The 26,074-nt window shown below is 57.5% G+C and carries 26 protein-coding genes, 1 tRNA gene and 1 pseudogene; 15 read left to right on the forward strand and 13 right to left on the reverse strand.

The window, feature by feature from the left end:
- Positions 1-245 precede the first annotated feature (245 nt).
- From BV82_RS25190 to BV82_RS25210, 5 genes are read left to right on the forward strand one after another with little or no spacing between them, the layout of a single operon-like run.
- Complete coding sequence (locus BV82_RS25190; protein WP_010221307.1) at positions 246-1,019, forward strand: ABC transporter ATP-binding protein; 774 nt, start codon at positions 246-248, stop codon at positions 1,017-1,019.
- Positions 1,020-1,032: 13 nt separating this feature from the next.
- A complete protein-coding gene (locus BV82_RS25195) occupies positions 1,033-1,794 on the forward strand; it encodes an ABC transporter substrate-binding protein (RefSeq protein ID WP_010221306.1) in 762 nt (253 codons plus the stop codon).
- A 57-nt stretch (positions 1,795-1,851) separates the two neighbouring features.
- Positions 1,852-2,547, forward strand: coding sequence for an ABC transporter permease (locus BV82_RS25200; protein ID WP_010221305.1), 696 nt, complete (start codon positions 1,852-1,854; stop codon positions 2,545-2,547).
- Positions 2,544-3,233 (forward strand): ABC transporter permease, encoded by a 690-nt coding sequence (locus BV82_RS25205; RefSeq protein ID WP_010221304.1) that lies wholly within the window; start codon positions 2,544-2,546, stop codon positions 3,231-3,233. The genes BV82_RS25200 and BV82_RS25205 overlap by 4 nt, the downstream gene beginning before the upstream one ends.
- A 45-nt stretch (positions 3,234-3,278) precedes the next feature.
- Entirely contained in the window at positions 3,279-4,499 is a 1,221-nt protein-coding gene (locus BV82_RS25210) for a methyltransferase (RefSeq protein WP_010221303.1), read from the forward strand.
- Between the two features lie 230 nt (positions 4,500-4,729).
- On the opposite strand, the gene mdtI is transcribed toward BV82_RS25210, so the two are convergent.
- On the reverse strand, positions 4,730-5,059 hold the full coding sequence (gene mdtI / locus BV82_RS25215) for a multidrug/spermidine efflux SMR transporter subunit MdtI (protein ID WP_010221302.1): 330 nt from the start codon (positions 5,057-5,059) through the stop codon (positions 4,730-4,732).
- Positions 5,053-5,412 carry a multidrug/spermidine efflux SMR transporter subunit MdtJ gene (locus BV82_RS25220; RefSeq protein ID WP_010221301.1) on the reverse strand — a complete coding sequence of 120 codons (360 nt, stop codon included), beginning with the start codon at positions 5,410-5,412 and terminating at the stop codon, positions 5,053-5,055. The genes mdtI and BV82_RS25220 overlap by 7 nt, the downstream gene beginning before the upstream one ends.
- A gap of 542 nt (positions 5,413-5,954) precedes the next feature.
- On the opposite strand from BV82_RS25220, the gene BV82_RS25225 reads away from it, so the two are divergent.
- The 9 genes from BV82_RS25225 to BV82_RS25265 all read left to right on the forward strand — a co-directional run bounded on the left by BV82_RS25225 (position 5,955) and on the right by BV82_RS25265 (position 13,073).
- Positions 5,955-6,533, forward strand: a complete 579-nt coding sequence (locus tag BV82_RS25225) for a hypothetical protein (RefSeq protein WP_036995000.1) — start codon at positions 5,955-5,957, stop codon at positions 6,531-6,533.
- 9 nt (positions 6,534-6,542) lie between these two features.
- Positions 6,543-6,749: a helix-turn-helix domain-containing protein gene (locus BV82_RS25230; protein ID WP_010221299.1), complete on the forward strand. Its 207-nt coding sequence runs from the start codon at positions 6,543-6,545 to the stop codon at positions 6,747-6,749.
- Positions 6,750-6,767: 18 nt separating this feature from the next.
- Positions 6,768-7,148, forward strand: a complete 381-nt coding sequence (locus tag BV82_RS25235) for a hypothetical protein (protein WP_010221298.1) — start codon at positions 6,768-6,770, stop codon at positions 7,146-7,148.
- Between the two features lie 24 nt (positions 7,149-7,172).
- Positions 7,173-7,379 (forward strand): hypothetical protein, encoded by a 207-nt coding sequence (locus BV82_RS25240; protein WP_036994998.1) that lies wholly within the window; start codon positions 7,173-7,175, stop codon positions 7,377-7,379.
- 24 nt (positions 7,380-7,403) lie between these two features.
- Complete coding sequence (locus BV82_RS25245) at positions 7,404-7,670, forward strand: hypothetical protein (RefSeq protein WP_036994997.1); 267 nt, start codon at positions 7,404-7,406, stop codon at positions 7,668-7,670.
- Between the two features lie 97 nt (positions 7,671-7,767).
- Positions 7,768-7,843 (forward strand) — tRNA-Thr (locus tag BV82_RS25250).
- Between the two features lie 1,138 nt (positions 7,844-8,981).
- Positions 8,982-10,277 carry an antiviral reverse transcriptase Drt3a gene (drt3a, locus tag BV82_RS25255; protein ID WP_081839646.1) on the forward strand — a complete coding sequence of 432 codons (1,296 nt, stop codon included), beginning with the start codon at positions 8,982-8,984 and terminating at the stop codon, positions 10,275-10,277.
- Entirely contained in the window at positions 10,270-12,186 is a 1,917-nt protein-coding gene (drt3b, locus tag BV82_RS25260) for an antiviral reverse transcriptase Drt3b (protein ID WP_036994996.1), read from the forward strand. The genes drt3a and drt3b overlap by 8 nt, the downstream gene beginning before the upstream one ends.
- Before the next feature lie 548 nt (positions 12,187-12,734).
- The gene (locus BV82_RS25265) at positions 12,735-13,073 is read left to right on the forward strand and encodes a hypothetical protein (protein ID WP_036995077.1); all 339 of its coding nucleotides are present in this window, start codon (positions 12,735-12,737) and stop codon (positions 13,071-13,073) included.
- Positions 13,074-13,147: 74 nt separating this feature from the next.
- On the opposite strand, the gene BV82_RS25270 is transcribed toward BV82_RS25265, so the two are convergent.
- The 3 genes from BV82_RS25270 to BV82_RS25280 form a co-directional block, all read right to left on the reverse strand.
- Positions 13,148-13,480: a DUF3077 domain-containing protein gene (locus BV82_RS25270; protein ID WP_036994994.1), complete on the reverse strand. Its 333-nt coding sequence runs from the start codon at positions 13,478-13,480 to the stop codon at positions 13,148-13,150.
- 430 nt (positions 13,481-13,910) lie between these two features.
- A complete protein-coding gene (locus BV82_RS25275) occupies positions 13,911-14,201 on the reverse strand; it encodes a type II toxin-antitoxin system RelE family toxin (RefSeq protein ID WP_036994993.1) in 291 nt (96 codons plus the stop codon).
- A complete protein-coding gene (locus BV82_RS25280; RefSeq protein ID WP_036994992.1) occupies positions 14,191-14,430 on the reverse strand; it encodes a type II toxin-antitoxin system RelB/DinJ family antitoxin in 240 nt (79 codons plus the stop codon). The genes BV82_RS25275 and BV82_RS25280 overlap by 11 nt, the downstream gene beginning before the upstream one ends.
- A gap of 461 nt (positions 14,431-14,891) precedes the next feature.
- On the opposite strand from BV82_RS25280, the pseudogene BV82_RS25285 reads away from it, so the two are divergent.
- Positions 14,892-15,785: pseudogene (locus BV82_RS25285) on the forward strand (flavin-containing monooxygenase); the annotation flags it as partial.
- An 85-nt stretch (positions 15,786-15,870) separates the two neighbouring features.
- On the opposite strand, the gene rfaD reads toward BV82_RS25285, so the two are convergent.
- The 8 genes from rfaD to BV82_RS25325 all read right to left on the reverse strand — a co-directional run bounded on the left by rfaD (position 15,871) and on the right by BV82_RS25325 (position 26,063).
- Positions 15,871-16,863 carry an ADP-glyceromanno-heptose 6-epimerase gene (gene rfaD / locus BV82_RS25290; RefSeq protein WP_036994990.1) on the reverse strand — a complete coding sequence of 331 codons (993 nt, stop codon included), beginning with the start codon at positions 16,861-16,863 and terminating at the stop codon, positions 15,871-15,873.
- Positions 16,864-16,997: 134 nt separating this feature from the next.
- Entirely contained in the window at positions 16,998-17,444 is a 447-nt protein-coding gene (locus BV82_RS25295; protein WP_036994989.1) for a hypothetical protein, read from the reverse strand.
- Complete coding sequence (locus BV82_RS25300; RefSeq protein ID WP_010221291.1) at positions 17,441-18,346, reverse strand: Ssp4 family T6SS effector; 906 nt, start codon at positions 18,344-18,346, stop codon at positions 17,441-17,443. Before BV82_RS25300 ends, BV82_RS25295 begins: the two co-directional genes overlap by 4 nt.
- Positions 18,347-18,423: 77 nt before the next feature.
- Positions 18,424-19,383, reverse strand: a complete 960-nt coding sequence (gene tagQ, locus BV82_RS25305) for a type VI secretion system-associated lipoprotein TagQ (protein ID WP_036994988.1) — start codon at positions 19,381-19,383, stop codon at positions 18,424-18,426.
- 81 nt (positions 19,384-19,464) lie between these two features.
- Positions 19,465-21,204, reverse strand: a complete 1,740-nt coding sequence (locus tag BV82_RS25310; RefSeq protein ID WP_051636749.1) for a formylglycine-generating enzyme family protein — start codon at positions 21,202-21,204, stop codon at positions 19,465-19,467.
- Positions 21,197-22,399: an FtsX-like permease family protein gene (locus BV82_RS25315; RefSeq protein WP_036994987.1), complete on the reverse strand. Its 1,203-nt coding sequence runs from the start codon at positions 22,397-22,399 to the stop codon at positions 21,197-21,199. The genes BV82_RS25310 and BV82_RS25315 overlap by 8 nt, the downstream gene beginning before the upstream one ends.
- On the reverse strand, positions 22,399-23,115 hold the full coding sequence (locus tag BV82_RS25320) for an ABC transporter ATP-binding protein (protein ID WP_036994986.1): 717 nt from the start codon (positions 23,113-23,115) through the stop codon (positions 22,399-22,401). The genes BV82_RS25315 and BV82_RS25320 overlap by 1 nt, the downstream gene beginning before the upstream one ends.
- On the reverse strand, positions 23,115-26,063 hold the full coding sequence (locus BV82_RS25325) for a serine/threonine-protein kinase (protein ID WP_036994985.1): 2,949 nt from the start codon (positions 26,061-26,063) through the stop codon (positions 23,115-23,117). Before BV82_RS25325 ends, BV82_RS25320 begins: the two co-directional genes overlap by 1 nt.
- Between the last annotated feature and the right edge of the window lie 11 nt (positions 26,064-26,074).

Raw genomic sequence — 26,074 nt, forward strand, 5'->3', positions numbered from 1 at the left:
ACGACTTCCCAGAAACGGCCAAAACTGGCACCATCGCGCCTTTTTTCATCAAGGCTCCGGCCCTGGAAACGAGGGTAGGCGGACATCTGCGCGACAGTCCACTGCAGCGATGCGACACCCGCCCTCCCAGCAACCGATTGCCTCTCCCGACGTTATTGGCTGTCTTCGGACCGCTATGCTAGCTTGGCGCCTCGCCAGGAAGGCCGCTAACAGCAGGAGCGCACCAGAACACATGAGGACCGCACATGGCTGAGGCCACGCCCGCGCTGGAAATCCGCAACCTGCACAAACGCTACGGCGACCAGGAAATCCTCAAGGGAATTTCGCTGACCGCACGTGATGGCGATGTGATCTCGATCCTGGGATCCTCCGGCTCCGGCAAGTCCACTCTGCTGCGCTGCATCAACCTGCTGGAAAACCCGCACCAGGGCCAAATCCTGGTGGCCGGTGAAGAGCTCAAGCTCAAGGCGGCAAAAAACGGCGAACTGGTGGCCGCCGACAACAAGCAGATCAATCGCCTGCGCAGCGAGATCGGCTTCGTCTTCCAGAACTTCAACCTGTGGCCGCACATGAGCATCCTCGACAACATCATCGAGGCGCCGCGCCGGGTGCTGGGCCAAAGCAAGGCCGAGGCCATCGAGCATGCCGAAGCGCTGCTGGACAAGGTCGGCATCCACAACAAGCGTCACAGCTACCCGGCCGAACTGTCCGGAGGTCAGCAACAGCGTGCGGCCATCGCCCGCACCCTGGCAATGAAGCCCAAGGTCATCCTGTTCGATGAGCCGACCTCGGCCCTGGACCCGGAAATGGTTCAGGAAGTGCTCAACGTTATCCGTGCCCTCGCCGAAGAAGGCCGTACCATGCTACTGGTTACCCACGAAATGGGCTTTGCCCGCCAGGTGTCCAGCGAAGTCGTCTTCCTGCACCAGGGGCTGGTCGAAGAGCAAGGAACGCCGCAGCAGGTTTTCGAAAACCCGACCTCGGCGCGTTGTAAACAATTCATGTCCAGCAACCGCTAACGGAGCAACACGCATGCAGACCTATAAGAAATTCCTCCTGGCCGCTGCCGCCACGCTGGTGTTCTCGGCCAATGCCATGGCTGCCGAGAAACTGAAGATGGGCATTGAGGCGGCCTACCCGCCGTTCAACAACAAGGATGCCAGCGGCCAGGTGGTCGGCTTCGACAAAGACATCGGCGACGCCCTGTGCGCCAAGATGAAGGTCGAGTGTGAAGTCGTGGTCTCCGACTGGGACGGCATCATTCCCGCCCTGAACGCGAAGAAGTCCGACTTCATCGTCTCGTCGCTGTCGATCACCGACGAGCGCAAGCAGGCCGTAGACTTCACCGACCCGTACTACTCGAACAAGCAGCAGTTCATCGCCCCGAAAAACGTCGACTTCAAGACCGACCGCGCCTCACTCAAAGGCAAGACCATTGGCACCCAGCGTGCTACCCAGGCCGCAACCTGGCTGGACGACAACGGCGGCATGGACGGCGAGTTCAAGGTCAACCTCTATGATGGTCAGGAAAACGCCTACCTGGACCTGACTTCAGGCCGCGTCGATGCCATCCTCGCCGACAAGTACGCCAACTACGACTGGCTCAAGTCCGCAGCGGGTCAAAACTACGAGTTCAAAGGCGAGCCGGTGAACGAAAGCGACAAGGTCGGCATCGCTGTGCGCAAAGGTGACAATGAACTGCGCAACAAGCTGAACGCTGCACTGAAAGAAATCGTTGCCGACGGCACCTACGAGAAGATCAACAACAAATACTTCCCGTTCAGCATCTATTGATTCGCCCCGACCGGCATTGCCCTGGAGGCGATGCCGGTCCCTTGAACAAACCTGCCCATGAATATTGATCTCTACGGATTCGGTCCGGCCCTGTTTGTCGGGACGCTGATGACCGTCAAACTCGCGTTGTCGGCCCTATGCCTGGGGCTGGTCCTGGGGCTGCTTGGCGCCCTGGCCAAGACCTCGCCGTACAAACCCCTGCAATGGCTGGGTGGCTTCTACTCGACGATAGTTCGCGGCGTGCCCGAACTGCTCTGGGTGTTGTTGATTTACTTTGGTACCGTCAGCCTGATGAACCGGCTTGGCGAACTCCTGAATATTCCCGGCCTGGAGCTCAATGCTTTTGCCGCAGGCGTGATTGCCCTGGGCCTGTGCTTCGGCGCCTATGCCACGGAGGTGTTCCGTGGTGCAATCCTGGCCATTCCCAAGGGTCACCGTGAAGCTGGCCTGGCGCTCGGCCTGTCCAAAGGGCGAATCTTCTCCAAACTGATCTTGCCGCAAATGTGGCGGATCGCGCTGCCCGGCCTGGGCAACCTGTTCATGATCCTGATGAAAGACACCGCACTGGTCTCGGTGATCGGCCTGGAAGAAATCATGCGTCACTCGCAAATCGCCGTGACCGTGAGCAAGCAGCCGTTCACCTTCTACATGGTCGCCGCCATCATCTACCTGGGCCTGACGGTCCTGGCCATGACCGGCATGCACTTCATGGAAAAACGCGCCGGTCGCGGCTTCGCGAGGGCCAATCAATGAACTGGGAAGTCATCATCAAGTGGTTGCCACGCCTGGCCCAAGGCGCCACGCTGACCCTGGAACTGGTGAGCATCGCGGTCATTGCCGGGCTGATCATCGCCATTCCACTGGGTATCGCCCGCTCCTCGCGACACTGGTACGTGCGCGCCCTGCCGTACGGTTACATTTTCTTTTTCCGTGGCACACCGCTGCTGGTTCAGTTGTTCCTGGTGTACTACGGGCTTGCCCAGTTCGATGCCGTGCGAAACAGTGCCTTGTGGCCCTACCTGCGGGACCCGTTCTGGTGCACGGTGCTGACCATGACCCTGCATACTGCCGCTTACATCGCAGAAATCCTGCGTGGCGCGTTGCAGGCCATCCCTCGCGGCGAGATTGAAGCGGCGCGGGCCCTGGGCATGTCCCGGGCCAAGGCGATGATCTACATCATGCTGCCACGCGCAGCGCGCATCGGCCTGCCGGCCTACAGCAACGAAGTGATCCTGATGCTCAAGGCCAGCGCCCTGGCGAGCACCGTCACCCTGCTGGAGCTGACCGGCATGGCGCGGACCATCATCGCCCGGACCTACCTGCCAGTGGAGATCTTTTTCGCTGCGGGCCTGTTCTACCTGCTGATTTCCTTCCTGCTGGTTCAAGCCTTCAAACAGCTGGAACGCTGGCTGCGCGTCGACGCCTGCCAGGGTCGATAAACCTGTATAACGGGGCTGATCACAGCCCCGTTTTCGTATCTGCTCATGACCACTGCCCTTCCTCTTTCCGGCGACCAACTGCTCAGCCGCTTCCAGGCGCTGGACAGCTTTCTGCGCGAGCACCAGGCACTGTGGCGGCCACGGCCTTTCACCCAGCTTGAGCTGCCTTGGGAAACCTCGTATCCAGCCCTTGCCGGCTGGTTGCGCCAGCGCTCGTTAAGCGAAGCGGAGGCGGCGCACAATCATCCCGAGCAACTGGACGCACCGGCGCCCTTGCCACAACTGGCGCGTATGGCGGCACAGCTGTCTGCCATCGGCGAGTTATCCACCGTGGCCCTGCCCTCGGCGAGCCAGCGCCTGAACGTCGATGTACCGGGGCGCAAATGGCAGCAGATCGAAGCTTTCGCCAGCCACCTGGGCTTTATCCACAGCCCACGCCACTGGCTGGACTGGTGCGCCGGCAAAGGCCATCTGGGCCGGCGCTTGCTGCAGCCGCACAGCCAGCAACTGACCTGCCTGGAATACGACCCGGCGCTGGTCGACGCCGGAATCGCTCTCAGCCAGCATCACCACTTGCCCGCCGAGCACCGCCTGCAGGATGTACTGGCCGATGATGCGCCATTGCAGTTGAATGCCGAGCACACCGCAGTGGCCCTGCATGCCTGCGGTGATTTGCATGTACGCCTGATGCAGCTGGCCAGCCTTCGGGGCTGCCGCCAGCTGGCCATCGCGCCCTGCTGCTACAACCGCATCCAGGCGCCGCACTACCAACCGTTATCCACCGCCGCCAAGGCGTCTGGCTTGCAGTTGTCGATCGATGACCTCGGCCTGCCGCTCAGTGAAACGGTTACTGCGGGAACGCGCGTTCGCCGCCAGCGCGATCAATCCATGGCCAGGCGCCTGGGTTTCGATCTGTGGCAACGTCAGCTGCGTGGGGTGGATGAGTACCTGCCGACGCCTTCGCTGGCGGTCAGCTGGCTGCACAAGCCGTATGCCGACTACTGCCTCGACCTGGCAGCACTCAAGAGCTTGCCGGTAGAGGCCGAGCCTGATTGGCTCGCGCTGGAAGCTGCGGGCTGGCAGCGCCTGGCCCAGGTGCGCAACCTGGAGTTACTACGCAATGTGTTCCGCCGCCCGCTGGAACTTTGGCTGGTGCTCGATCGCGCACTGTTCCTGCAGGAACAGTCCTACGAGGTACAGCTCGGGGTGTTTTGTGAACAACCTCTCACCCCGCGCAATCTGTTGCTGTTGGCCGAACGCCGATAAAGGCGCGCAGCCTGTGGATAACTCTGTGCGCAACTTTGCGTAGGACCCCTGCAAATTCATGGATCCAAGCGTTTTTACAGCCTGGTCATTTTTTGCTCACTGATTAATCGCCAGCAAAAACAGCCATTTGCGCAAAGACCAACGGCGAGCATTGCTCCGATGCAACGACCATCGACTTGGCATGCGCCTTGTGCATAAGCCTTTGCGCGAATAGCGCTAAACACGTTGAATCAAGCCAGTTTCAACAGGCTCATGCCCACCAGCAACAGCGCCAGCCCCAGCCAACCACGCCCCATCAGGCGTTGACCAAACAACGCCCAGCCCATGGCCACAGTGGCAAGGATGCCGAAGCCACCCCAGATGGCATAGGCCAGCGACAGTTCGATATCTCGCACAGCTTGCGCCAGCGCGGTAAAGGCGGCCAGCACGCAGAGAATCGAGGCGATGCCCAGGCCGCGCTTTTTAAAGCCGTCGGAATACTTGAGCAGCAGGTTGGCGATCACTTCCAGCACGATCGCCAGGCCCAGCCAAGCGAAGGGAATCCAGTTCATGCTCAGCATGGCAGCGCCTCCATGTGGCGCGGGGCTGGTGCGGCGCGGGTACCCGACTTGATCAGCAGGATACCGGCGATCATCACACCCAGGCCGGCGGCCTTGAGCAGGCCCAGGCTCTCGCCCAGCCAAGTGACGCTGATCAGGGTAATCAGCACGATGCCGATGCCTTCCCACAGGGCGTAGGCCACGCCCACTGGTACGCGCTTAACCGCCAGCGCCAGGAAGAAGTACGACAGGCCGATCATCAGGTACATCAACCCGTGGCCAAGAATGGGGAAATGACTGGCGGCGAATTTCATCGACGCGGTGCCGATCACCTCAGCGGTGATGGCGATAAACAGATAGATCCAGGAACGCATGATGCCCTCCCACGGGCGACACAAGCCGAGCGAAATCGCGCTGACGGCTGCAGACAAAAAGAGAAATGAGGCTGTTTGTCGGGGGAGGCGCTAGAGGTCGCCGGTCCAGTGACGTTCACGGGAAACCAGGCGGGAGGTGAAGAGCGGAAACGCTTTAGTGTTCAACATAATGGACAACAAATTAGCTCAAGGCATCGTTAAAGTCAAATCGATAGAAAATGGCTAATTAATTTTCGCGTCTTTCAGTCCGTATTTAGGTGAAAGCCCTTAAAGGTTACAGAAAGGTTCGTAAATTATATTACCCGGCCATTCTGGGGCTGCTGCGCACCCCATCGCCGGCAAGGCCGGCTCCCACAGTAGTGGCACATTGGCCCATGTGGGAGCTGGCCTTGCCAGCGATGCAGCCGCCCCGCAGCCCCCTGACACTCCTCTACTCCCCTCGTGTCAAAACGCCGCACCCCAACCAAAATCACAATTAATTATTGTAATACGATAATTTTTCACAAATAATGCACCCCGCTCAACTAGCACGGAGGGAAACCATGAACAGTAAGACAGTGGCTTACGCGAGATCGCGTCTGCGAGTGATCGGTGCATTCGCCGCGGTGCTCGCCTGGGGTACAGGGATCGTCGAGTTCGGCGGCAACGTACTGTTGTGGGTGTTCGAAAAAGCCCAGGTGCAAAGCGCCTACCTGCAAAGCTTCGGTGAAAACATGCCGCTGCTGCTGGCCCCGGACTACCAGCCTTCGCACCTGGCCCTGGGCCTGGTGATCGGCCTGGAACTGATCCCCGCCAGCCTCTCGGCCTTTGCCTTGTACCTGACAGGCTTGTTCTTCCTGCGTTTGTCCCGGGGCGAAACCTGGACGACGCAGAACATCAAGATGCTCTGGTGGGTGGGCTTGCTCTGCATCGGCTTGCCTATGGTCTGGCCGATGATCGGCACCTTGCAGGGCCTGGCGTTCTCCATCGACCTGCCCAAAGGCGAAAGAAGCTTCAGTGTATCGATCGGTGTATCATCCCAGGCGGTTTACGAGATCATGAAAGGCATCTTCCTGTGCGCCTTCTCACTCCTCATGCGTGACGCCAAAACCATCAGCGATGAACACAACTGTTATGTCTAGCTTGCCCCTATGCCGATAATTATTCGACTCGATGTAGTCATGGCCAAGAACAAGATCCGCTCCAAGGATCTGGCCGAGATTATCGGTATTACGGAGGCGAACCTGTCGTTGCTGAAAAACGGCAAGATCAAGGGTTTCAAGATGGAAACCCTCGAGAAGCTCTGTCGCGCGTTGAACTGCCAGCCAGGTGACCTGCTGGAGTTCAGCGAGGAATGAACAAGGAACTGGCAACTCGTGAGCAATTCACTCAAGTGGCGCGCCGCGCTGCTACTGGCCGTCGGCCTGCTCGGCGGCTGCGGCCCCAGCTACACCTATAGATACTCCCCACCGCCAAGCATGGCGGGCATGAACTGCATCAACTCCTGCTCGATGGAGCGCAACCACTGCAAACAGATGGCGCGCCTGCAGGAAAACAGCGACCAGGCCCTGTACCAGGCCAACCTCAGAAGCTACCAGCATTGCCAGGTCGGCAAGAGCAAAAAGGAAGCGCGCAAAAGCTGCTACTACCCCAGCTACCCGTTCAACAGCGGTTCGAGCTACTCGTGCGGCAACGATTACGACAGTTGCTACCAGGCCTGCGGCGGCACCATCCAGCGCATCCTCAACAAAGACTGACGCCTCGACTAAACGGAATTGACTGTGGATATCATCAGATCCATCGCCCTGCTTGCGCCCGCGTTTTACCTGAGCGGCTGCACCTTCATGTCCGACTGGCAAATCCCGCCACCCGAGTCCGGCTGGCAAGTGCCGCCCATGCAGATGTACGGCAACCAGAGCTTCCCCGGGCCGGACTTCAGCCGCGACCACCACGCCATCCAGCGCTACCTCGACACACACAAACACTGACACTTCGACCAAACGGAATTGCCTGTGGCTATTATCAGATCCTTCCTCCTGCTGGCGTGCGCGTTTTACTTGAGCGGCTGCACCACCGGCGACTACACCCCCATGTCCGGCTGGGAAATCCCGCAGATGCAGATCTATGGCGACAAGGGCTACTCGGGCCCGGCCTACACCTGCAAGAAAAAGCACGGCTGCCGAGAGCACTGTAAAAAGCACGATTGCCGCTACAAACCGCTGATATTCGACCCCACCAAAGCCGAACCCAGCGCCACGACCATGCACCGCGGCTGGTAACAAAACACCCCGCGATAGCCGCTGAAACCGGGCATCGCGAGGAATGTTGCAGAAGTAGTTTACAGACGCAAACTGATCGCTATAATGACGCCCCTGTGCCGGTATAGCTCAGATGGTAGAGCAACTGACTTGTAATCAGTAGGTCCCGGGTTCGATTCCTGGTGCCGGCACCATATTAGGTTCCAGAGAAAGCTTTCAACATCTCTGTAACTCCCGAAAAACCCGCCTTTTGGCGGGTTTTTTCGTTTTGGCGTTCCGTCGGGATCCGGCGGTGGCCAGCGCTAATAAGGAAAGGTTACGCCGCTCCCCGCGGAGGTTCCTCCAAAAGCGATTAGCATCCGGCGCTCGCCCGGTTACGTTCCAGTGATGGATGCTCTCCAAACTTATGGCCCTCGTGTGCCATGTACACCGCACTTCGCTGTCCAGCAGCAACCTATCCGCTTGGCCGAATCTTGCGCCCGTCTCTTTTTCCAGAAAAGAGAGGGGCGCTTCTACTACTGCTGCAGCCCTGATCGCACATGGCTTTGCGGCAATTCCCCTCGTGACAATCGGTGTGACAAACGCCGATGTCACCAGCAGCAGTGCTACAGATGATGGTGCCGCAGAGCAGGGAATGGACAGCACCTGACTGACAGTCAGGCATGCCCCGGTCATCGCATTGCTGCTTTCACCCGGTTCAGGATCTTGCGGCACTGGTCTCGTCAGCCAGTGCAGCCTCCACCCGCCCATCGGTATCGGTGCACAGGAGGCCAGATCATGAGATGCCCTCGCTCCCGGTCGTCAGGAGTCGCCAGTCCCGCATTAGAGGACATCCCCACAGGTCGCAGGGGCCTTGAACCCTGATAGCACTCAGCATTCTTGGCGGGATGACGTGGGGAGGTTGACAGAAGAGCGCCACTGAGCGACGGCGACACTTATATGTAGTGCAAATGGGAGATTTGCCAAGACTTCAATCAAAAACGACGAGTGGTCGACTGAAGCTTTCGGATATAAAAATGTGCTCCGGCGGACTTAGTACGGTTAGCTCTACACCGCGTAAGCTCAAATTGCTTTGGCAGGTAGGTTAGACCATGATGGCATTGTGCTTTGATCCATATTTAAATATGCTTCATCCGATGCGCCCAGGCAAACCAAAAATGAAACAAATTGCTAGCTCACATAAAAATCGATGTCAAACTAGCACTTCATTAAATTCAGTGCCATATAGCGTATTATTTAGCAGAATAGAAACATGAAAAACTGAACTCTCGACAACCCCCTTCAACATTTCAGCGACTATCATCGCATGCCAGATTGGTAAAAGAGAAGCCTATGCTGAATCAGAACTTTTCACCGGACAACCTTAAAAAATTCCTCCATAGCAGGCGCGATCAGCGGAAATTAAAGAAGCAGAACTCCTTTGAAAGCGAACAGAAAATTCTGACCGATCTGAGTTATAAGGTGGACAGTCAAGATTTTAAGTTTGAAAGCATTAGCACTACTCAAATAAAAAACAAAACAATAGTCCGCACCAAAAGCATAAAAGAAATTTTAATCCTAAGAAAACTTAACGATAATCTAAAACGCATTTATGGCGCAAAGCAGTCTAACCGCAGAGAAATAACCAAACAAGTATACACACTACTCCAAGAAATAAACCCAATACACATAATAAGATTAGACATTAAAAGCTTTTATGAAAGCATAAAGCTTGACGCCGTACTTGAACCAATTTTCGAAGAAACACTCCTATCACCCACTTCAAAAAAAATAGTCAAGGCAATTCTGAGAGACCCTTCAATCCCTGACCATATCCCCCGAGGACTAAACATAAGTTCTACGCTAACAGAAATATATATGCGCGATTTCGACGGTGCCATCAGAAGCCTCAGCGGAGTCTACTATTACGCTAGATACGTAGACGACATAATCATATTTGCATACAAAAACATAATAAATGGAAGCGAGCGAGTAATTAAAAACTCCCTTCCAACAGGACTTAATACCCACAAGAAAAAGAGCAAATATCACCCTATTATTTGTAGGTGCCTGCTAAATTGCGAATGCAGTAACAACTGTAAATGCAGAGCATCTTGCACTTGCGAGCCTGACGCACCAAAAAATATTACGCTAGATTACCTCGGATATAATTTTACTTTTTCTGATATCCCGAAAAACTCAAAAAAAGAAGATCGAAAAAAACCCAAAAAAATAACCGTAACCCTAGCAGAAAGAAAAGTAAACCGCATCAAGACAAGAACAATACTAGCGCTACTTGATCATTGCAAAAAACCGAACTACCAATTGCTGAAGGATAGAATTCACTTCCTAACAGGGAACTGTGAGTTCAGCATTAAAGGTGATTTTAAAATTCGAAGCGGAATATTTTATAACTATCCACTTTTAAGCGCGGACGATCCGGCACTACTGGATCTCACAAACTTCCTAAGAAAATCGATACACAGCAAGAGAGGCTCATTGGGGAGAGCGCTATCAAAATCTCTATCCAACGCGGAACGCTCTCAGCTAGGGAGACTTTCATTCCGTTCCGGATTCAAAAATAAAATCACCTATAAAGTTAGCGAAGAAAAGCTGAGTACTATAAAGGAGTGCTGGAAAAATGCCTAAATCCAGGATCAACAAGGGAGATTTCAATAGGGTTCTATTAACTGAGACCGCACCATATGAAGTTCCTGTCATTTTCAATAACGAAGGATTTTATGAACACATAAAAAATGGGGATACACACACACAAAACCTTCTCATTTCCATAAGGAGCAATACTTGGAAAATCCCACTTCCCTACAAAATTAAAAAAGACACACTAGGAGCTCGCAGCCTCAGTCTGCCGCACCCAACATCACAGCTTGACTATATAGAATTCTACAAAGACTACGACGTACTAATTACGTCTCTGTGCTCGAGGAGCAAAATCTCTCTCAGAGCGCCTGTAAAAATAGCAGGTTTTTTCTATGATATTGATAGTAAATATAGTAGCGCTGACATCAACCCAGAAGCCAAGGAGATAAACGACGGATCTGACAACTTAAACACCCCTCATGCAAGCTCTTATTTTTCCTACAACAAATACAATTTTCTTTATAAATTTTACGAATCCTACGAATACCATAGGATCGAAAAGAAATTCAATTTCCTGATGCGCTTTGATATTTCAAAATGCTTCGACTCTATTTACACTCACTCGGTAGCATGGGCGGTCAAGAGCAAGGGGTTTGCCAAAGAAAACCATAACGGAATATCGTTTGAAAATAAATTTGATGAAATAATTAGAAACTCCAACCATGGAGAAACTAACGGCATCATTATCGGCCCCGAAACCTCAAGAATATTTTCTGAAATAATACTGCAGCGCATTGATATAGAAACCATATCAGATCTATCGAAAGACGACTTGATCTTGGGGCGCGACTATACCGTCAAAAGATATGTCGATGATTATTTTGTATTTTCAAAAAAAGAAGAAACCTGCAGGAAGATATTCAAGAAATTCAAAGAAAATCTAGAGTTATACAAGCTACACATCAATGAAAGCAAAACTAGCCTTCACACTACGCCATTCATGACCTCACTCACTATTGCAAAAAGCGAAACCAGGAAATTCATCAATGATTTTATTGATCAGCATATAGTAAATACAGACGAGGCAACATGTGATGTAGTTTGCAAAGGTTCGCCATCAAAAAAAGCCAATCGCTTAATTCAAGAATTCAAACAAATACTTTTCTCCAATGTCACTGATTACTCTGGCGTCGCAGGCATTGCCTTAAGTCGAATCTGCAAAAAAATTAGCAAACTTAGAAATATAGCTTTCGCAGGCAATACTGATCGAGAAAGTATTTTTAACTTAATATACATATTACTTGAACTCTGCTTCTTCATTCTTTCCATGACACCTAGAGTTAGAGTTACATATCTAGTTATTCAAATATCCTCGATTTGCCTTGATATTTCTAAACACCTTTCTTATGATCACGAAAACAACATAAAGAAAAAGATACTCGATGAAAGTATTTTATTTTTGGACCTAATGATTTACGACGAAAAAGATGACTGCAAGGTTGAATCACTAAATATCTTAACGCTACTATCCACGTTGGATCACGAATATCTACTCCCTCCTCAAAAGCTAAAGTCTTTATATGAAAAAATAAGCTCTACCCATAACACTTGCTACTTCGAAATCATTACTTTTTTGCATTACATTAAGTCCAACCCCATATACAATACTCTTAAAGAAGAACTTCTAGAAAAAATTGAAGTCACTATTTCTCTTGACCGCCGTGCAATTGAGTCGAACACGATCCATTTGCTACTAGACTGCATGTCGTGCCCATATATCACTGAAAAACTCAAGAAAAAATTTCTTCAACTTGTTCTAGATCAGTATGACATCCCCAACAAAAACAAAATTAATGACTTCCTAAAGTCATTATCAAAAACCTGGTTCACCAACTGGGACAGCCAAATAAATCTTCAGAGAGCTATCGACAAAAAAGGCTTGAAATTCACTTATTAACCGAAGTAGAATCTAAGAGCTTGAGCGAGTGCCACTCAACACGGGACGATGGGGCAAGAAATTGCGTTTACACAGAGTCTTGAGCAATTAATTTTGCACACACACATAGCCTTCTCAAGTAAAGGTTGGCTGCGGTCAGTATGTACGCAGCCAATTTTTTTGCTCTACAGTTCACGATCGTAAAGCAATTTCAGCCAATGCCTAGCTCTGACTAGAAGCTTTTTAGTACCACCTCCCCTCATGATTTATGAGGCACTAACACACTAAAGCCCGCCTATACAAGCGAATTAGGACCATAAAGGTAGTTTTAGGGATAGAGAATTTTACTTAACGTATTAAACTATTTAAATTCAATTACTTATTACTCTATTCGACTCCTGGTGCCCTGCAGTAAAAAAGAGGCTCACAGCAAGGTGGGCCTTTTTTGTTTGCGGCGTCTGGATTACGACCGCTGCGCGCTCGATCGCGGGCAAGTCCCGCTCCCACATGTATATCGCGGGATGATCCAAACTATCCTCTCAGCCACCAGAGGGAGGAAAATCATTGGTATGGAAACCTCAACCGCACAAGCCATCAAGCTGGCCATCGTCTCGGTTACCGGTCTTTCGAAAGACGCGCTGCATATCTACTTCGGTATGGTGGTGTTCGTCGCCCTTGCAGCCATCAGCAAGCAACCAAAACCTTATCTGGCCTGGTCTTGTGTATTAGCCCTGGCCTGCATGGGCGAGATAGTCGACGGGTGGGATGACCTGCATAGCCTTGGCTACTGGCGGTGGCAGGCGAGCCTTCATGATGTGCTGAATACTTTGTTTTGGCCGAGCGTGCTGACACTGCTTTGGTACCTGAGATCTCGGGCAAAGCATGGCCCGAATTTCACAAAAAAATGATCAGCAACACTCGTGGACGATGGGCTGCCAAGCAGCCCACGCGAGAAGACAAACCTTTCGCATCGTCGACTAGATCAGACAGGCTTTCCCAATCCTTTGCGCCTCAGCGCTTTACTCTCGAGCCCATCCAGCACGGCATCCACCAACCCCTTGGCCATTTCAGCCGAATGCAGGGTTGACCAGAGCAGGCCCTTCTTGGGCAGGCCATCGATGTGCTCGCATGCCTGCTGAGCGGTGTCATAGATGCCTTGTAGCAAGAGTGAAACGTGAACCAAAGCGTCTTCAGCCTCGATTCCATCACGCACAGAGAATAACGGTGGATGTCCGGCACCACAGGAGCCGAAGGGGGTTGCGGCAGTCTTGCCAAGGAGGGATTGAGGGGGATCTGGAACTATCTTTTTTGTCATTGTGACGCTCCTACCGTAGTGGAGCCGTCACCATCTGCGACCAAACAAAGGGTGACAGCTGTACGCAGGTTGGTCGACCGGGACAGTAGGCACCCGGCAGGGCATAGCCCTCCCGCGCACAGCTGCCATAACACATCATCGCCGAGGATGATCTCAGCAACGGGAAAAAGGCATCTATGCGACTACTGTATGTACGGGCGACCAAACCCGATCGCTGATTTTGCAGCGACCGGGGAAGCCTAACGTTCACCATGCCGAAATGGCAAGGCGGGAAACACACGAGTACATAATCAGGTGGCGGTAACTCGCGATCTTTTGCACTGACAGCAAGCTTATGCCGGCAGTTGCGCCGGTGACGATAGTGTCGATGCCATGTCCCCCTCTGAGGATGCAGAGACGGCCTTTTTTGTATCCATATGAGCTGGTTCGCTCAGTCTGCCAATCGCTCAGACGCCTTGCGGTACACCTGCTCACGCTCCCGCTTGTCCACTGCCACCACGAACACCACAACCTCCTGAGCTATCACTTGGTAAACCAAGCGATAGCCGCTGCTGCGTAGCTTTATTTTGTAGCAATCCTGCAGACTGCGAAGGCGATTGGCCTCGATTCGCGGCTCCAGCAAGACAGCCGCCAGCTTCTTCTTGAACTGGGCACGTATGGTGTCGCCGAGCTTGTGCCATTCCTTCAGTGCCCTTGCATCGAACTCAAGGCTATAGGTCATCCAGAGCGACCTTAACTCGCTGTGGTGCAGCCAACCGCTCGCGTACTGTTGCGAGCAAAGCCTCGTCATCCTCCGTCAACAGCACCGGCTTGAACGGCAGCTGGCCCCGCTCTGCGACGTACTGCAAAGCCTGGCGCATCAGTTCGGAAGGCGTAACGCCGAGCTTTTCGAGCTCACGGTAGGCACGGGCTTTAAGATCGTCGTCGATACGAACGTTGATAGACGCCATGGCTTTGGCCCCACTGTAATGACATTAGTCTGTACAGTGACCGAAAGCAGCTCGACGAGCAAGCACCTCCAGCAGCTTGCCGACCGCTTGCAGGTGGTTGTAATCCCCTCCCCATCCGTTATAGCTAAAAAGGCATCCATAACCACAAGAGGCAGAATCAGCCCGCCATGTACGAGACCACACGTATCTTTCGCCCTTCAGGCCCGTTTGCCGCGCTGTTCGGCAAGCCTTACGGGCCCAACGCTGTCGCTAGCCCTTCGCTGACCAGCTCCCCCCTGTCGACGCTGTTCCACACCTTGTCGATTCCACCTCGCGACGTCCTGCTCGCGCACAAGCGCAAGCGCCCTGTCCCTCCACCTGCCAGCTGACACCTGAAGTTTCCGCTTCCCCTCGCCCTCGGTTCTGCCGTTCAGGGCTGGAGACGCTTTGCATTTTTTCAGTGTTTTCTGTCAGGAAATCTTATGACTATTCGTGTTGCCATTATTGGCGCGGGCCCGTCCGGCCTGGCGCAGCTGCGTGCCTTCCAATCCGCTCATGCCCAGGGTGCCGAGATGCCCGAGGTGGTCTGTTTCGAGAAGCAGGCCGACTGGGGCGGGATGTGGAACTACACCTGGCGCACCGGCCTGGATGAGCACGGCAGTATGTATCGCTACCTGTGGTCGAACGGGCCGAAGGAATGCCTGGAGTTCGCCGACTACAGTTTCGATGAGCATTTCGGTCGGCCGATTTCGTCTTATCCGCCGCGCGAGGTGCTCTGGGACTACATTCAGGGCCGGGTGAAAAAGGCCGGAGTGCGCGATTACATTCGCTTTAATACCGCCGTCAAAGCGGTGCGTTTTGACCAGGCTAGCCGCACCTTCACTGTCAGTGCCTATGACTACAGCATCGGCCAGGGCATCGAGCAGGTGTTCGATTTCGTCGGCAGCAGCTATTCGGCCGAGGACATCGGTTCGCAGTGCTTCAAGTACGGCGCGCGCTCGATCACCAGCGCCTACCGCACCCAGCCCATGGGCTACAAATGGCCCAAGGGCTGGGAGGAGCGCCCGCAGTTGCTGCGGGTCGAGGGCGAGATGGCGTTCTTTGCCGACGGTTCGAGCAAGCGCGTGGATGCGATCATCCTCTGCACCGGCTACCAGCATCACTTCCCGTTCCTGCCCGACGAGCTGACGCTCAAGACCAGCAACCGCCTGTGGCCGGCAGGGCTGTACCAAGGGGTTGTCTGGGAGCAGAACCCGCAGCTGATCTACCTCGGCATGCAGGACCTCTGGTACAGCTTCAACCTGTTCGACGCCCAGGCCTGGTTCGCCCGCGACTACATGCTCGGGCGCATCAAGCTGCCGCAGCCAGCGGCTATGGCTGAACGCGCTGGATGACTCACTGCAGGAGTACCTGTGCGAGACCTCGGGCAAGGGCGACCTGAAGACCTTGCGCCAGCACTGACTACGGTGCGCGCTGCAACCAGTCGCAGTAACGCGCCACCCCCTGCTCCACCGTCAGCGTTGGCTGCTGATAGCCAACGCTGCGCAAGCGCTCAAGGTCGGCGCAGGTGTAACACTGGTACTTGCCGCGCAGGTGCTCGGGGAATTCGCTGTATTCAAGAATGCCTTCCAGCAGGGCCATCTCCAGCGACAGCGGCGGCTGGTCCTGCTGCTCGCGCAGGCGGTTGATCACCGCCAGTGCCACGTCATTGAATGGCTGGGCGCGGCCGCTGCCGACGTTGAAGAGGCCACTCACCTGCGGCCGGTCGAGGAAGAACAGGTTGACCCTGACCACATCCTCGACCGCCACGAAATCGCGCAGGTGAGCGCCGCTGGGGTAGTCGCCATAGCTGCCGAACAGGCTGACCTTGCCGTCGGCCTGATACTGCTTGAAGCAGTGCAAGGCCACCGAGGCCATGGCGCCTTTGTGCTGTTCGTGGGGGCCGTAGACGTTGAAGTAACGCAGGCCGACGATCTGGCTGCGTGCTTGGGCCAGTTGCCGACGCACGCGCTGGTCGAAGAGAAACTTCGAGTAGCCGTAAACGTTCAAGGGCCGCTCGCATTCACGCTGTTCACGAAAGTCGCGCCCGGCGCCATACACCGCTGCCGACGAGGCATACAGCAACGGCACCTGCAGGCCTTGGGCGGCGTCGAGCAGGTCGCGGCTGTAGCGGTAGTTGTTGTCCATCATGAAGCGCCCGTCGCCTTCGACGGTGCTGGAGCAAGCGCCCTGGTGCAGCACGGCGCGTACCTTGCCGAACTGGCCACGACCAAAACGCTGAAGAAAATCGTCCTTGTCCAGGTAGTCGGCGATTTCGCCGTCAGCCAGGTTGCGAAACTTGTCGCCATCGCTCAAGTCATCGACCGCGATGATGTCGGTTTCGCCGCGCTGATTGAGGGCCTGGACCAGGTTGCTACCGATAAAACCGGCGGCGCCGGTGACGATAATGGTCATGCGATTTCCCCCTTTGAGGGTACAGAGGCCTCAGTCTAGGGGGTGGAAATTGAGCAAATATTAACCAGGGTCAATGGTTTTGTCGGTTGCGTGAGGCTCAAGCCTTTGCTCGTTGACGTTGTTTGGCTGCGCGCTCAACGGCGGGCTTTGGCCGCACGTGCTTTACGATCCCGGGTGCGCTCTTCGCGGATCTCGAACAGGCAGATGCGCATTTCGCGGTAGCGCTTGCTATTGAGAACAAGGAGTCCAAGCAGCGGGAACAAAATACCCGTCGTGTAGGAGAACGGATGAGGCCGGTAGCCATACGTGGGCAAGACGATGAACAGGCAAGCCAGAAATACGCCAACCACCACCCACAAACCCCAGGGACGCCCTCTGACAACGGCGATGTGCCCGCCAGTAACGATGACAGTGACAATCGCTGTAGTAATCAGAAATGAGCGAATATCAGCGCTAAGCAGATAAGTGCTCCAGACCAGCGAAAGCGTGCACCCTACGGCAAGACAGGAGAGGAAGTAAGTGCAAAGGAACGTCGGGAAAAAGCGGGCTAGAAAATCTTTCAGTTTGGAATTTTGATTCATTCCGCCAGCTCCTCATACAAGCCCACCGCGATTGTCTGCACGGTATTGCTACCCGCAAGACCCGTGGCGGCACCGAGCGAATCCTTGATCAGGGTCTGTGTCGCGTGCTTGAACTCGGTAGGGGTGTAGCGCTTGACCAGCTCGCCCGCGCTTTGTTTGAGTTTCAACTGCTTGGCCGTGAGTGACGGGTGTTTGATCAACAACAATTCTTTGGTCAGTGACTTGCGTTGTTGCCGACTCAAGGTCTTGGTCAGCTCATACCAACTGCTGCCAGTGGCGGCCTTGCGCACTTGCAGGTACTTCACCGTGTTCAGACCGGAAGCACCTACGCCAAGCAATGAGACAGCATCCAGAACCGGCATGACTGCTTGAAACCAGACGTTCTGGTCCATTTCGTCGTTGTCGGATGGGTTGTTGATCTCGTTATAGGTTCTGGCGATCCCAACAATGCATTGACCGGAGCTGGCGAGTGCCGCCGCACCGCCCACGTAACTCAATGCCAGACTCGTGCCGCCGGTAAATGGCACGGCTATCGAACCACTGAACAAAACAATCCAGCCAAGAACCGCTCCGGTACAAGACAAGGTGGTGTTGACCGCCTCCTTGACCACCCGTGACTCACGTGGATTGTTCTGCAACTGGTGCATGAATTGCGCAGGAGCCTGGTACTTCGGGGCCTCACGCAAAATCACCCGCTTGGGCAACACACTGCAAATCGGCTGAAACTCACGCAGGGTAACCACGTTGTAATCTGCATCGATATACACCACCCCCGCACCGACGATGCCCGGGTCGGCATCAATGGCAGCGAAGAGTTTCGGCAGGTTGATGCGGCTTTCGATGCGCTGCCTGGCGAAAAACTGCGACGGATTGCTATCCAGTCGGCTGAGCAACTCACTCATCTACGGTCTTCCTTGAAACGGCACAGCAGGCCGCCCGGCCTGTTACTGCCGGGCCGGGCGACGCTGCTGCTCAGGCCTTACACGTTAGGGCAAGGCACTGGCGCCCAGTCACCCATGTCAGGGTTTTTGCACATGCTGTTGACCTGGCTCTGGCCGGCGCTGGCAACCTTCTGGCTTTCAGCCTTCTTGGCGTTGGCGTCCTGCAGGGTCTTTTCGGTGGCAACGGCTTCCTTCGGCACCTCTGGCAGCTTTTTCTTCGCCTGGGCCGGGGCTTTGGTCTTGGTTTTGGCGGTGGTGGTTTTCTTGGCGTTGCCGGTGGCCAGCACTGGCGCTTCGGCTTCGGCAACCACCACGACGTCGTTACGCTGTACGCCGACCTGCTTGAGGTCTTGCTCGTAGGCCTGGGTGTAGTTGTTGAGGTTCTCACCCAGACGGCCGTTGACCGCGGTGATCAGGTTGTTCGACTCCTGCAGGCCGGCGATGATTTCCGCCAGGCGCTTGCGGCCTTCGCTGTCGCTGATCTTGTTGGCTTTGCGGCCGTCCATCAGGTTGCTGAACTCACGCTGGTAGCAAGCCTGGGAGGCTTTGGCGTAAGCGGTGCTGCGGTCCATGTCGGCCGCGCTCTTGTTGATGTCGGTGGCGTAGGAGCCGATGCGCTGGTTGTCATCGCTGATCTGCTTCTGGCGCTCGGTGTAGTAACCGGCGGCGCCGCCGACCAGGGCACCACCGGCAGCACCGATGGCGGCATTACGGCCACGGGTGTCGGAGTTGCCGGTCAGGGCGCCGGTCAGGGCGCCGCCGACGGCACCGATCAGGGCACCGGTGGCGACCGACTTGGTCATGTCCGAATCGGTGGCGCGCAGGTGCTGGACCGGCTCGTAGCAGCTGGGGTAGTACTCGACCTTGGTCGTCGCACCGACCTTGGACGCCGGCGAGCTGGCGCAGCCAGTCAGCAGGACGGTGCTGAAACCGGCCGCCAGCAGCAGCGCGGCCCGGCCGTTGGAAGCAGTGAAGAAGGGCTTGCGAGTTGAAAGCATGGTCAGGTTCTCTCTCTGTTTAGACACGCCCGGAACAACCTCATGTCGCCCCGGTCACTACGATGCTCGCCCGACAGCCGCTCAAGGTTGCGGAGCGGCTGATGCGAGCAGTTCTTTCAAAATCGTCGCCGGGTCCGCACGCCGTTGCTGGCGGTAGTCGCCGACATGACGGACGAACAGGGTCGCGCGGCTGAGCAGGCTCTTGCCCAGTACCGGCTTGCGATTGAGTTCTTCCTTGACCCGCTGGAACTGCGCCTGGATCACCGCATCGGTGTAGCGCGTGCCAGTGGCAAGGTTGTCGATGTAGATCGCCACGGCGCCGTCGAGGGCGCTGCGGCCGTTGTTGATCGCGGCGGCGAACAGCTTGGCGCTGGTGTCGTCACCGGAAGCCTTGGCCTGCTGCTGGGTCTTTTGCAGGTTGGTCAGGCGGATGTTGTAGTTGTTGATGGTTTCGGCCACCAGGGCCGCCGACTGGATCAGGTTGCCGGCGGCTTCTTCGCGCTGCTGGGCGATCAGCGAGACGTTGCGCTTGAGCTCTTCGTTGACCAGGCCAAGCTCCGCTTGCAGGCGCGGGTCGGCGCTGGCGGCGATGATGCTGTCCAGACGCTTGGTCGGGTCCTGGGCGTCGTCGATGGCATCGGTCAGCGAGGCCAGGCGGCCCTCTTTCTGCCACTGCTCGAACAGTTCCTCATAACGCGAACGCGGGGCCGACAGGGCGCCGATGGCGACACGGAAACCTGTAGTTTCATTGCTTTGCTCAGTGCCATCGGCGCCGAACAGCGGGTACTCGCGGCGCATGCCGGTGAACAGCGTGCCCTCGCCTTCCAAGTAGTTGCCGCCCTTGACCACGAAGCCGCCATAAGCACCCTGGCGGCGCCCGGCATGCACCAGCTGGAACGACTCCTGGACCATTTCCGCGGCGTTGCCGACAACGTCGAACAGCCCCAACGGGTTGGGCAACTTGGTGCCGATCGGGGTCAGGCGCGCAGCCTGGCCGGTGCCGCCAGCCACCTGGTTGAACACCGCCCAGTCGGCCAATGGGCCATCGCTTTCGCTGCCTTCAAGGCGTCGCGGGAACAGCCGGCCTTCCAGCTCCTGGCGACTGACGGCAGAGCCACCACGGGCAGCGAACTCCCATTCCACTTCGGTCGGCAGGCGCACAAAGCCGATACCGCCATCTTCAGCCTTCTTGCCACGGCCGCTGACCGGCAGCAGGTCGCGGTGGTTTTTCATCAACCAGGCGCTGTAGACCGCGGCAAAACGCTCGGCTTCAAAACGCGACAGCTTGACCTTGGGCAACCGCGCAGCCATGCCGGTCGGCGCCTCACAGGCCGGCGCCGGCTCGCCGCTGGCCAGCGACTGGGCCTGGGCCATCACCTGCGCGTACTGGCGGGCGGTGACTTCGTACTTGCCGATGAAGTACATCATCGGTTTCAGCGGGCTGCCGGCGTCGGTTTTCGGCAAGCTCGGGCCGATGCGTTTTTTCCAGTCGGCGGAGAGGTCCTGCAGGCTGAACTGACCGTTGATGAAGTCGCGGCGATAACCGGAAATGAACGACTGTTTGTAGCCCGCCTCGCCTTCGCTGAAGGGGTAGCCGAGGTTCACTTCCCGGTCATCGAGGCTGCCCTGGGCCAGCACATAGACATGACGGAAGACCATCTCGCCGTCGCACGGCAACGGCAGGCTGATGTCGTCAGCCAGCGGCTTGGGGTTGTCCAGCTTGTTGCTGGCAGGCTTGGGCTCGTCCTCGGCCTGGGCACAGGACACCAGGCTCAGGGCGGCGACGATCAGCGCCAGGGCGGGGAAGCGGCGGTCAAACATCTCGAATTCCTTCACAAGCGTCTATTCGTGCCACGCGCCAGCCGCCCAGGGCGGCAGCGGCCGCACTGGCTAACAGCACAGCGAGCAAGGCAACGAGGTAATGCGACGGGAGCAGATGGCTGGCGTACTCACCGGGCATCTGCATGAACAACTGGTTGAGGCCGCTCTCAGCCAAGGCGTACAGCGCAGCGCCAATGACGGCGGCAAGCACACCGCTGTACAGCGCCTGCAGCACGACGAAGGCCAGCAAGGCGCAAGTACTGAAACCGAGCAGGCGCAACACCGACAGCTCACGGCGTTTGCGCTCGACCGCCGCCAGGGCGCCGGCGCAGATAGCCGCGAACGCGCCAGCCACTGCCAGCGCGGCAATGATCCAGAACACCAGGGTCAGGTTGCGGCTCAACGACTGCACCTGGGCAATGGCCGGGGCCTGGGTTGAAACCAGCAATTGGCGGTCGGCAAAGAAGCGGCGCAACGGCTCGACATCGGTGAGGTTGCGCGCATACAGGCGAAAGGCCGGGTAGACCCGTTGCGCCTCGCCGGCCTTGGTCTCCCCTTCCCAGGCAAAGGCGGGTACGGCGCGGCCATCGCGGTAGTCTTCGGCAGCTTCCAGCAGCGCCAGCGGGGCGAACAAGGCGTCACGCTCGAAGGCTTCCATCGGCAAGACGGCCAAGACCTTCAAGGTAGTGCGTTGAGCCTGAATCTGCCCGGCCAGCTGGCGGCTGAACGACGCCTCAAGCGAGTCGCCTACCTGAGCGCCAAGCTTCTCCGCCGCCGTGCGGCTGAGGACGATCTGGTCGATGCCGTGGGGGATTTGCAGCCCCTGCAGAAGCGGGTCGCGGAGCGCCGTCGGGATCATCTCGACGTTCACCACCACCTTGCGGGCAGACAGCACCAGATCAGCAGTCGCGGCAATTTGCCGGGTACGCGGCAAGGCAAAGGCCACATCCGGACGCTCGGCCAACTCGGCAACGAAACCCGCGCTGAAACGGCCACCGCCCAACGGGATGATTTCCCGCACCGCCGGGTCGCGCTGCAAACGCTCGGTCAGGCTGCTGACCAGGCCGAACTTCAGGCCGAACAGCACCAGCAACGGCGCAATCACCGCCACCAGCGCCAACACGCTACAGGCAGACAGCCGTGCGTCGTTGCGGTAGTCCCGCCAAGCCAGGGCGGCGATCAGCATCGGGCGCATTACGACTGGCCCTCCAGCGTGGCGGTCACGCCACCGTCGGCATCGCGGCGGCAGCTCATGCGCAACACCTGCAAGCCGGCATCGCGGGCCAGCGCCTCATCATGGGTGGCGATCAGGCAGGCCACCTGCCGCGCTTGCGCCTGACGCAGCAACAGCTGCAACACCCGTTCGGCATTGATTGGATCAAGGGCCGCCGTCGGCTCATCGGCCAGCAGCAGGTCGGGGTTGTGCGCCAGGGCACGGGCGCAGCTGACCCGCTGGCGTTGGCCGACCGATAAGGCTGTCGGCTTCTTGTCGAGCTGGTCGTCAATCTCCAGTTGCTCGGCCAGGCGCTGCACGCTGCAGTCATCGCCCAGGCCAAGCACCTGACGAGGCAGAGCGATGTTGCTGCGCACGTCGAGAAAGCCCAGCAGGCCGCCCGCTTGCAACACATAACCCAGGTGCCGGCGGCGCAGGTGCGCCAGCCGGTCCTGACGCTGTTCACGCCACAGCTGCTGGACATCGTAGGTGTGCGAGTCGGTGCTGAACACGAAGCGCTCGGCCTGATCCGGCTGCAGCACCAACGCCAGCAGGTCGAGCAAGGTGCTCTTGCCGCAACCGCTGGGGCCGACCAGCGCCAGCTGCTGACCGGCGCGCAGCTCCAGACGCTCGATCTCCAGGCTGTAGCGCTGGGTGCCGAGGCCTCGGGTTTTACGCAGCGCGTGCAGGCTGATCATCACGGCAGCGTCGACAACGGAACACGGTACAAGGCGTCACCAGGCTCGGCATTGCCGAAGCGCACCCAGTTGGCCATGTCGTTGTGGAAGGTTTCGTACAGGCGGATCTTCGAATCCAGCTCGTCGATGAAATCCTCCTGTTCGGCAACGCTGAGCGACAACCACAGGTCCTGGGTCATGCTCAGGGATTTGCTGCGGTATGGCAGGCCCTCCAGGTATTCGCCCAGCACCCCGCCTTCGGCAAGGTTGGCGCCCTTGCGCAGGGCGGCCGGGTCGCGACTCATGTAAGCACTGGCGCTGGCGATTTCCTGGAAGAAATCCTTGGGCGAAGTGCGGGTCTTGCGCGCGGCATCAACGATCAGTTTCAGCGACTGTTGCAGGTCGTTGAGTTGCAGCTTGGTAAGCATCACGCAAACCTGCAGGGTTGGCAGCGCCGGGTTGGTCAGGTCGCGGTCCGAGGTCCAGGCGCTGACCAGTTGCGGGGCCTGGCTGGCGCTCTTGCGGCCGAGAAAATCCATATGCATGGCATAGCCGATGGCGGCTGATTTATCTGCAACGCTCGGCGAGGCGGCCAACAGCGGCACCGGCTGCGCCTGGTTGCTGCGCACCTGATGAACCAGGTCGGCGAAGCTCGAGCCAATCTCGCGCACCCGCTCGCCGAACTTGTTCACATCACCACCGGGCACCGACACATACAGATCGCCGATCTGCGGGTTGGCATCGGCAGTCAACACCCGGTACTGCTGCTCGGCGTAGGCGTGGTTCTTCTTGCCGGCGTCGGTGCGCAGGTGCAAGGCGTAGATTTTGATCTGCTTGCTCAGGGCCGCCTGGCGCACTTCCGCTTCGTTCATCTGGGTGCTGCTGTAGCGGTCGTTCTTGCGCAAGGAGCCGGCATCGCTGACCAGCAGGATCAGGCGACCGCCATAGCCGGACCAGTCCATGCCGTCGACCGCCTGCATGATCCCGGCAAAGGCGTCTTCGTTGAACGAGTGGCTGGAGACGTTGGTGGCCTTGACCTGTTCGGCCAGCTTCAGAAAACGCTCGGGGTCGCGGCCCTGGTCCAGGGTCACCAGGGTCTTGGTCAGATATTCCAGGGCCGGTGTGCGCGTGGTGTTGTTGCGAAAGCCGACCAGGCCGAAGCTGACGTTATCCAGCTCGCCACGGCGCGAGATCTGTCCATGCAGCTCGTGCACCACCTGGCGCACCTGATCGATATAGGGCTGCATCGACACCGACGTATCCACCACCAGCACCACGGCGGTACGGAAGGCATCGCTGGAGGTGGCCATGCCGGCGGCCTTGGGTTCACTGCTGCGCGCGCTGCTGCCTGGGTCGATGGAGGCGACATTGAGCAGTTGCAGCGGCTGGCCGTTTTCGTCAAAGCTCTCACGCGCCTCGAAGATCGGCATCAGGTAGAACTGGTCTTGAGGCACGGCGCTGGCGCTGGGTTCCAGGGCCATCACCTGCGGTACTTCGTCCGGGTTGTTCTGCGCCTTGAGCAGCTCGCTGCGAGCGGCCGAGGTATCGCCGAGCAAGCGCTCAAGCTCGTCGGCCTGGCGCAGGAACATCACTGGCGCGCGCCCCGAGCGTTCAGTGAACTTGAGTACCAGGCTCTGCTTCCAGTCGCTGACCTGAGAGGCTGGCAACCAGCCGTCGCGGCGGCCATCACTGGCGGTGCCGACCTGCAGCCAGGGGCTGCCGTTGACGTCCTGGCGCTGGTAGACATAGAGCACGGTAAAGGCCGGCAGGGTATCGCTGGGCGTGGCGCCCGGCTGGCTGACGACCTGGGCGCCAGGCTTGCTCAGCACACGCTGGAACAGGGTTTTCTTGCCGGCCATCAGCAGCGGCCGATCACCGTCGTTGCTAGCGGCTACGGGCGTCTGCGGCGCCGGCGCGGGGGGTTGCACCGACGGCGCCTCAACGACCTGTTCATCGCCACTCATGCTCCAATAGCCCACCCCGCCCAGGCCCAGGGCGGCCGCGACGGCTATGGCGAGCAGGGCCAACGCCGGACGCTTGCGCGGTGCCGGCGGTGGCGATGCCTTGGCGATCGGTTCCGGTGTTGGCGCGGGAGGCAGCTGTGGAGTCTGCACCGCTACAGGCGTCACCGGGCTGGTAATTGGCAGCGGCTGGATCAAGGTGCTGTCAGCTTCTTGCGCTGGCAGGCGATCGAGCGCCGCCAGCAGCGTCTCGGCATCGGCGTAGCGCTCGGCCGGGTCCTTGGCCAGCAAGCCACGGAGGATCTCCTGATACCGGCCGTGCTCGATCGGCAGCTCCGGCAACGGTTCGGTCAAATGCGCCAGCGCCGTCGACAGCGCATCGTTGCCGCTGTACGGCAGCTTGCCAACCAGCATCTCGTAGAACACCACGCCCAGGGCGTAGAGGTCGGCACGGCCGTCGATTTCCTGGCCGCGCGCCTGCTCCGGGCTCATGTAGCTCGGGGTGCCGACGGCAAAACCGGCCTGGGTGAACTGGGTCCGGTCATCCAGCGACTTGGCGATGCCGAAGTCCGACAGCACTGCGGTGCCATCGGCGCGAAACAGAATGTTGGCCGGTTTGACGTCACGGTGCACCAGGCCCTGGGCGTGGGCGTAACCCAGTGCCGAGGCGATCTGGCGGATGTACGACAGGCCCTGCTCCGGCGTTACCCCGGCGGCAATGCGTTCCTTGAGGGTACCGTTGGGCAGGTACTCCATGGCCATGTAGTACAGCTCGCCGACATTGCCGATGTCGTGGATGGTCACCGTGTGCGGGTGCGACAACCGCGCCAGGGTTCGGCCTTCACGCAGGAAGCGCTCGCAGAAGGTCGGGTCGGCGGCCAGTGCCGCGGCCATGACCTTCAATGCCACCTTGCGCTCCAGCGAGCGCTGGGTGGCCAGGTAGACGGTGGCCATGGCGCCTTCGCCAATCTCGCCGTCGATGTCGTATCCGGGGATCACTTTGTCCATGTGCTTGGTCT

The sequence above is a fragment of the Pseudomonas donghuensis genome (genome assembly GCF_000696345.2).
GTDB classification, from domain to species: Bacteria; Pseudomonadota; Gammaproteobacteria; order Pseudomonadales; family Pseudomonadaceae; genus Aquipseudomonas; species Aquipseudomonas donghuensis.

Coding starts and splice junctions, on each gene's coding strand:
- BV82_RS25295 (WP_036994989.1), bottom strand. CDS start 17,444: ATGAATCAAAATTCCAAACTGAAAGATTTTCTAGCCCGCTTTTTCCCG.
- BV82_RS25220 (WP_010221301.1), bottom strand. CDS start 5,412: ATGCGTTCCTGGATCTATCTGTTTATCGCCATCACCGCTGAGGTGATC.
- BV82_RS25315 (WP_036994987.1), bottom strand. CDS start 22,399: ATGCGCCCGATGCTGATCGCCGCCCTGGCTTGGCGGGACTACCGCAAC.
- tagQ (WP_036994988.1), bottom strand. CDS start 19,383: ATGCTTTCAACTCGCAAGCCCTTCTTCACTGCTTCCAACGGCCGGGCC.
- BV82_RS25270 (WP_036994994.1), bottom strand. CDS start 13,480: ATGACAAAAAAGATAGTTCCAGATCCCCCTCAATCCCTCCTTGGCAAG.
- rfaD (WP_036994990.1), bottom strand. CDS start 16,863: ATGACCATTATCGTCACCGGCGCCGCCGGTTTTATCGGTAGCAACCTG.
- BV82_RS25310 (WP_051636749.1), bottom strand. CDS start 21,204: ATGTTTGACCGCCGCTTCCCCGCCCTGGCGCTGATCGTCGCCGCCCTG.
- mdtI (WP_010221302.1), bottom strand. CDS start 5,059: ATGCTGAGCATGAACTGGATTCCCTTCGCTTGGCTGGGCCTGGCGATC.
- BV82_RS25200 (WP_010221305.1), top strand. CDS start 1,852: ATGAATATTGATCTCTACGGATTCGGTCCGGCCCTGTTTGTCGGGACG.
- BV82_RS25325 (WP_036994985.1), bottom strand. CDS start 26,063: ATGGACAAAGTGATCCCCGGATACGACATCGACGGCGAGATTGGCGAA.
- BV82_RS25275 (WP_036994993.1), bottom strand. CDS start 14,201: ATGACCTATAGCCTTGAGTTCGATGCAAGGGCACTGAAGGAATGGCAC.
- drt3b (WP_036994996.1), top strand. CDS start 10,270: ATGCCTAAATCCAGGATCAACAAGGGAGATTTCAATAGGGTTCTATTA.
- BV82_RS25205 (WP_010221304.1), top strand. CDS start 2,544: ATGAACTGGGAAGTCATCATCAAGTGGTTGCCACGCCTGGCCCAAGGC.
- BV82_RS25280 (WP_036994992.1), bottom strand. CDS start 14,430: ATGGCGTCTATCAACGTTCGTATCGACGACGATCTTAAAGCCCGTGCC.
- BV82_RS25190 (WP_010221307.1), top strand. CDS start 246: ATGGCTGAGGCCACGCCCGCGCTGGAAATCCGCAACCTGCACAAACGC.
- BV82_RS25230 (WP_010221299.1), top strand. CDS start 6,543: ATGCCGATAATTATTCGACTCGATGTAGTCATGGCCAAGAACAAGATC.
- BV82_RS25320 (WP_036994986.1), bottom strand. CDS start 23,115: ATGATCAGCCTGCACGCGCTGCGTAAAACCCGAGGCCTCGGCACCCAG.
- BV82_RS25210 (WP_010221303.1), top strand. CDS start 3,279: ATGACCACTGCCCTTCCTCTTTCCGGCGACCAACTGCTCAGCCGCTTC.
- BV82_RS25300 (WP_010221291.1), bottom strand. CDS start 18,346: ATGAGTGAGTTGCTCAGCCGACTGGATAGCAATCCGTCGCAGTTTTTC.
- BV82_RS25225 (WP_036995000.1), top strand. CDS start 5,955: ATGAACAGTAAGACAGTGGCTTACGCGAGATCGCGTCTGCGAGTGATC.
- BV82_RS25195 (WP_010221306.1), top strand. CDS start 1,033: ATGCAGACCTATAAGAAATTCCTCCTGGCCGCTGCCGCCACGCTGGTG.
- BV82_RS25265 (WP_036995077.1), top strand. CDS start 12,735: ATGGAAACCTCAACCGCACAAGCCATCAAGCTGGCCATCGTCTCGGTT.
- drt3a (WP_081839646.1), top strand. CDS start 8,982: ATGCTGAATCAGAACTTTTCACCGGACAACCTTAAAAAATTCCTCCAT.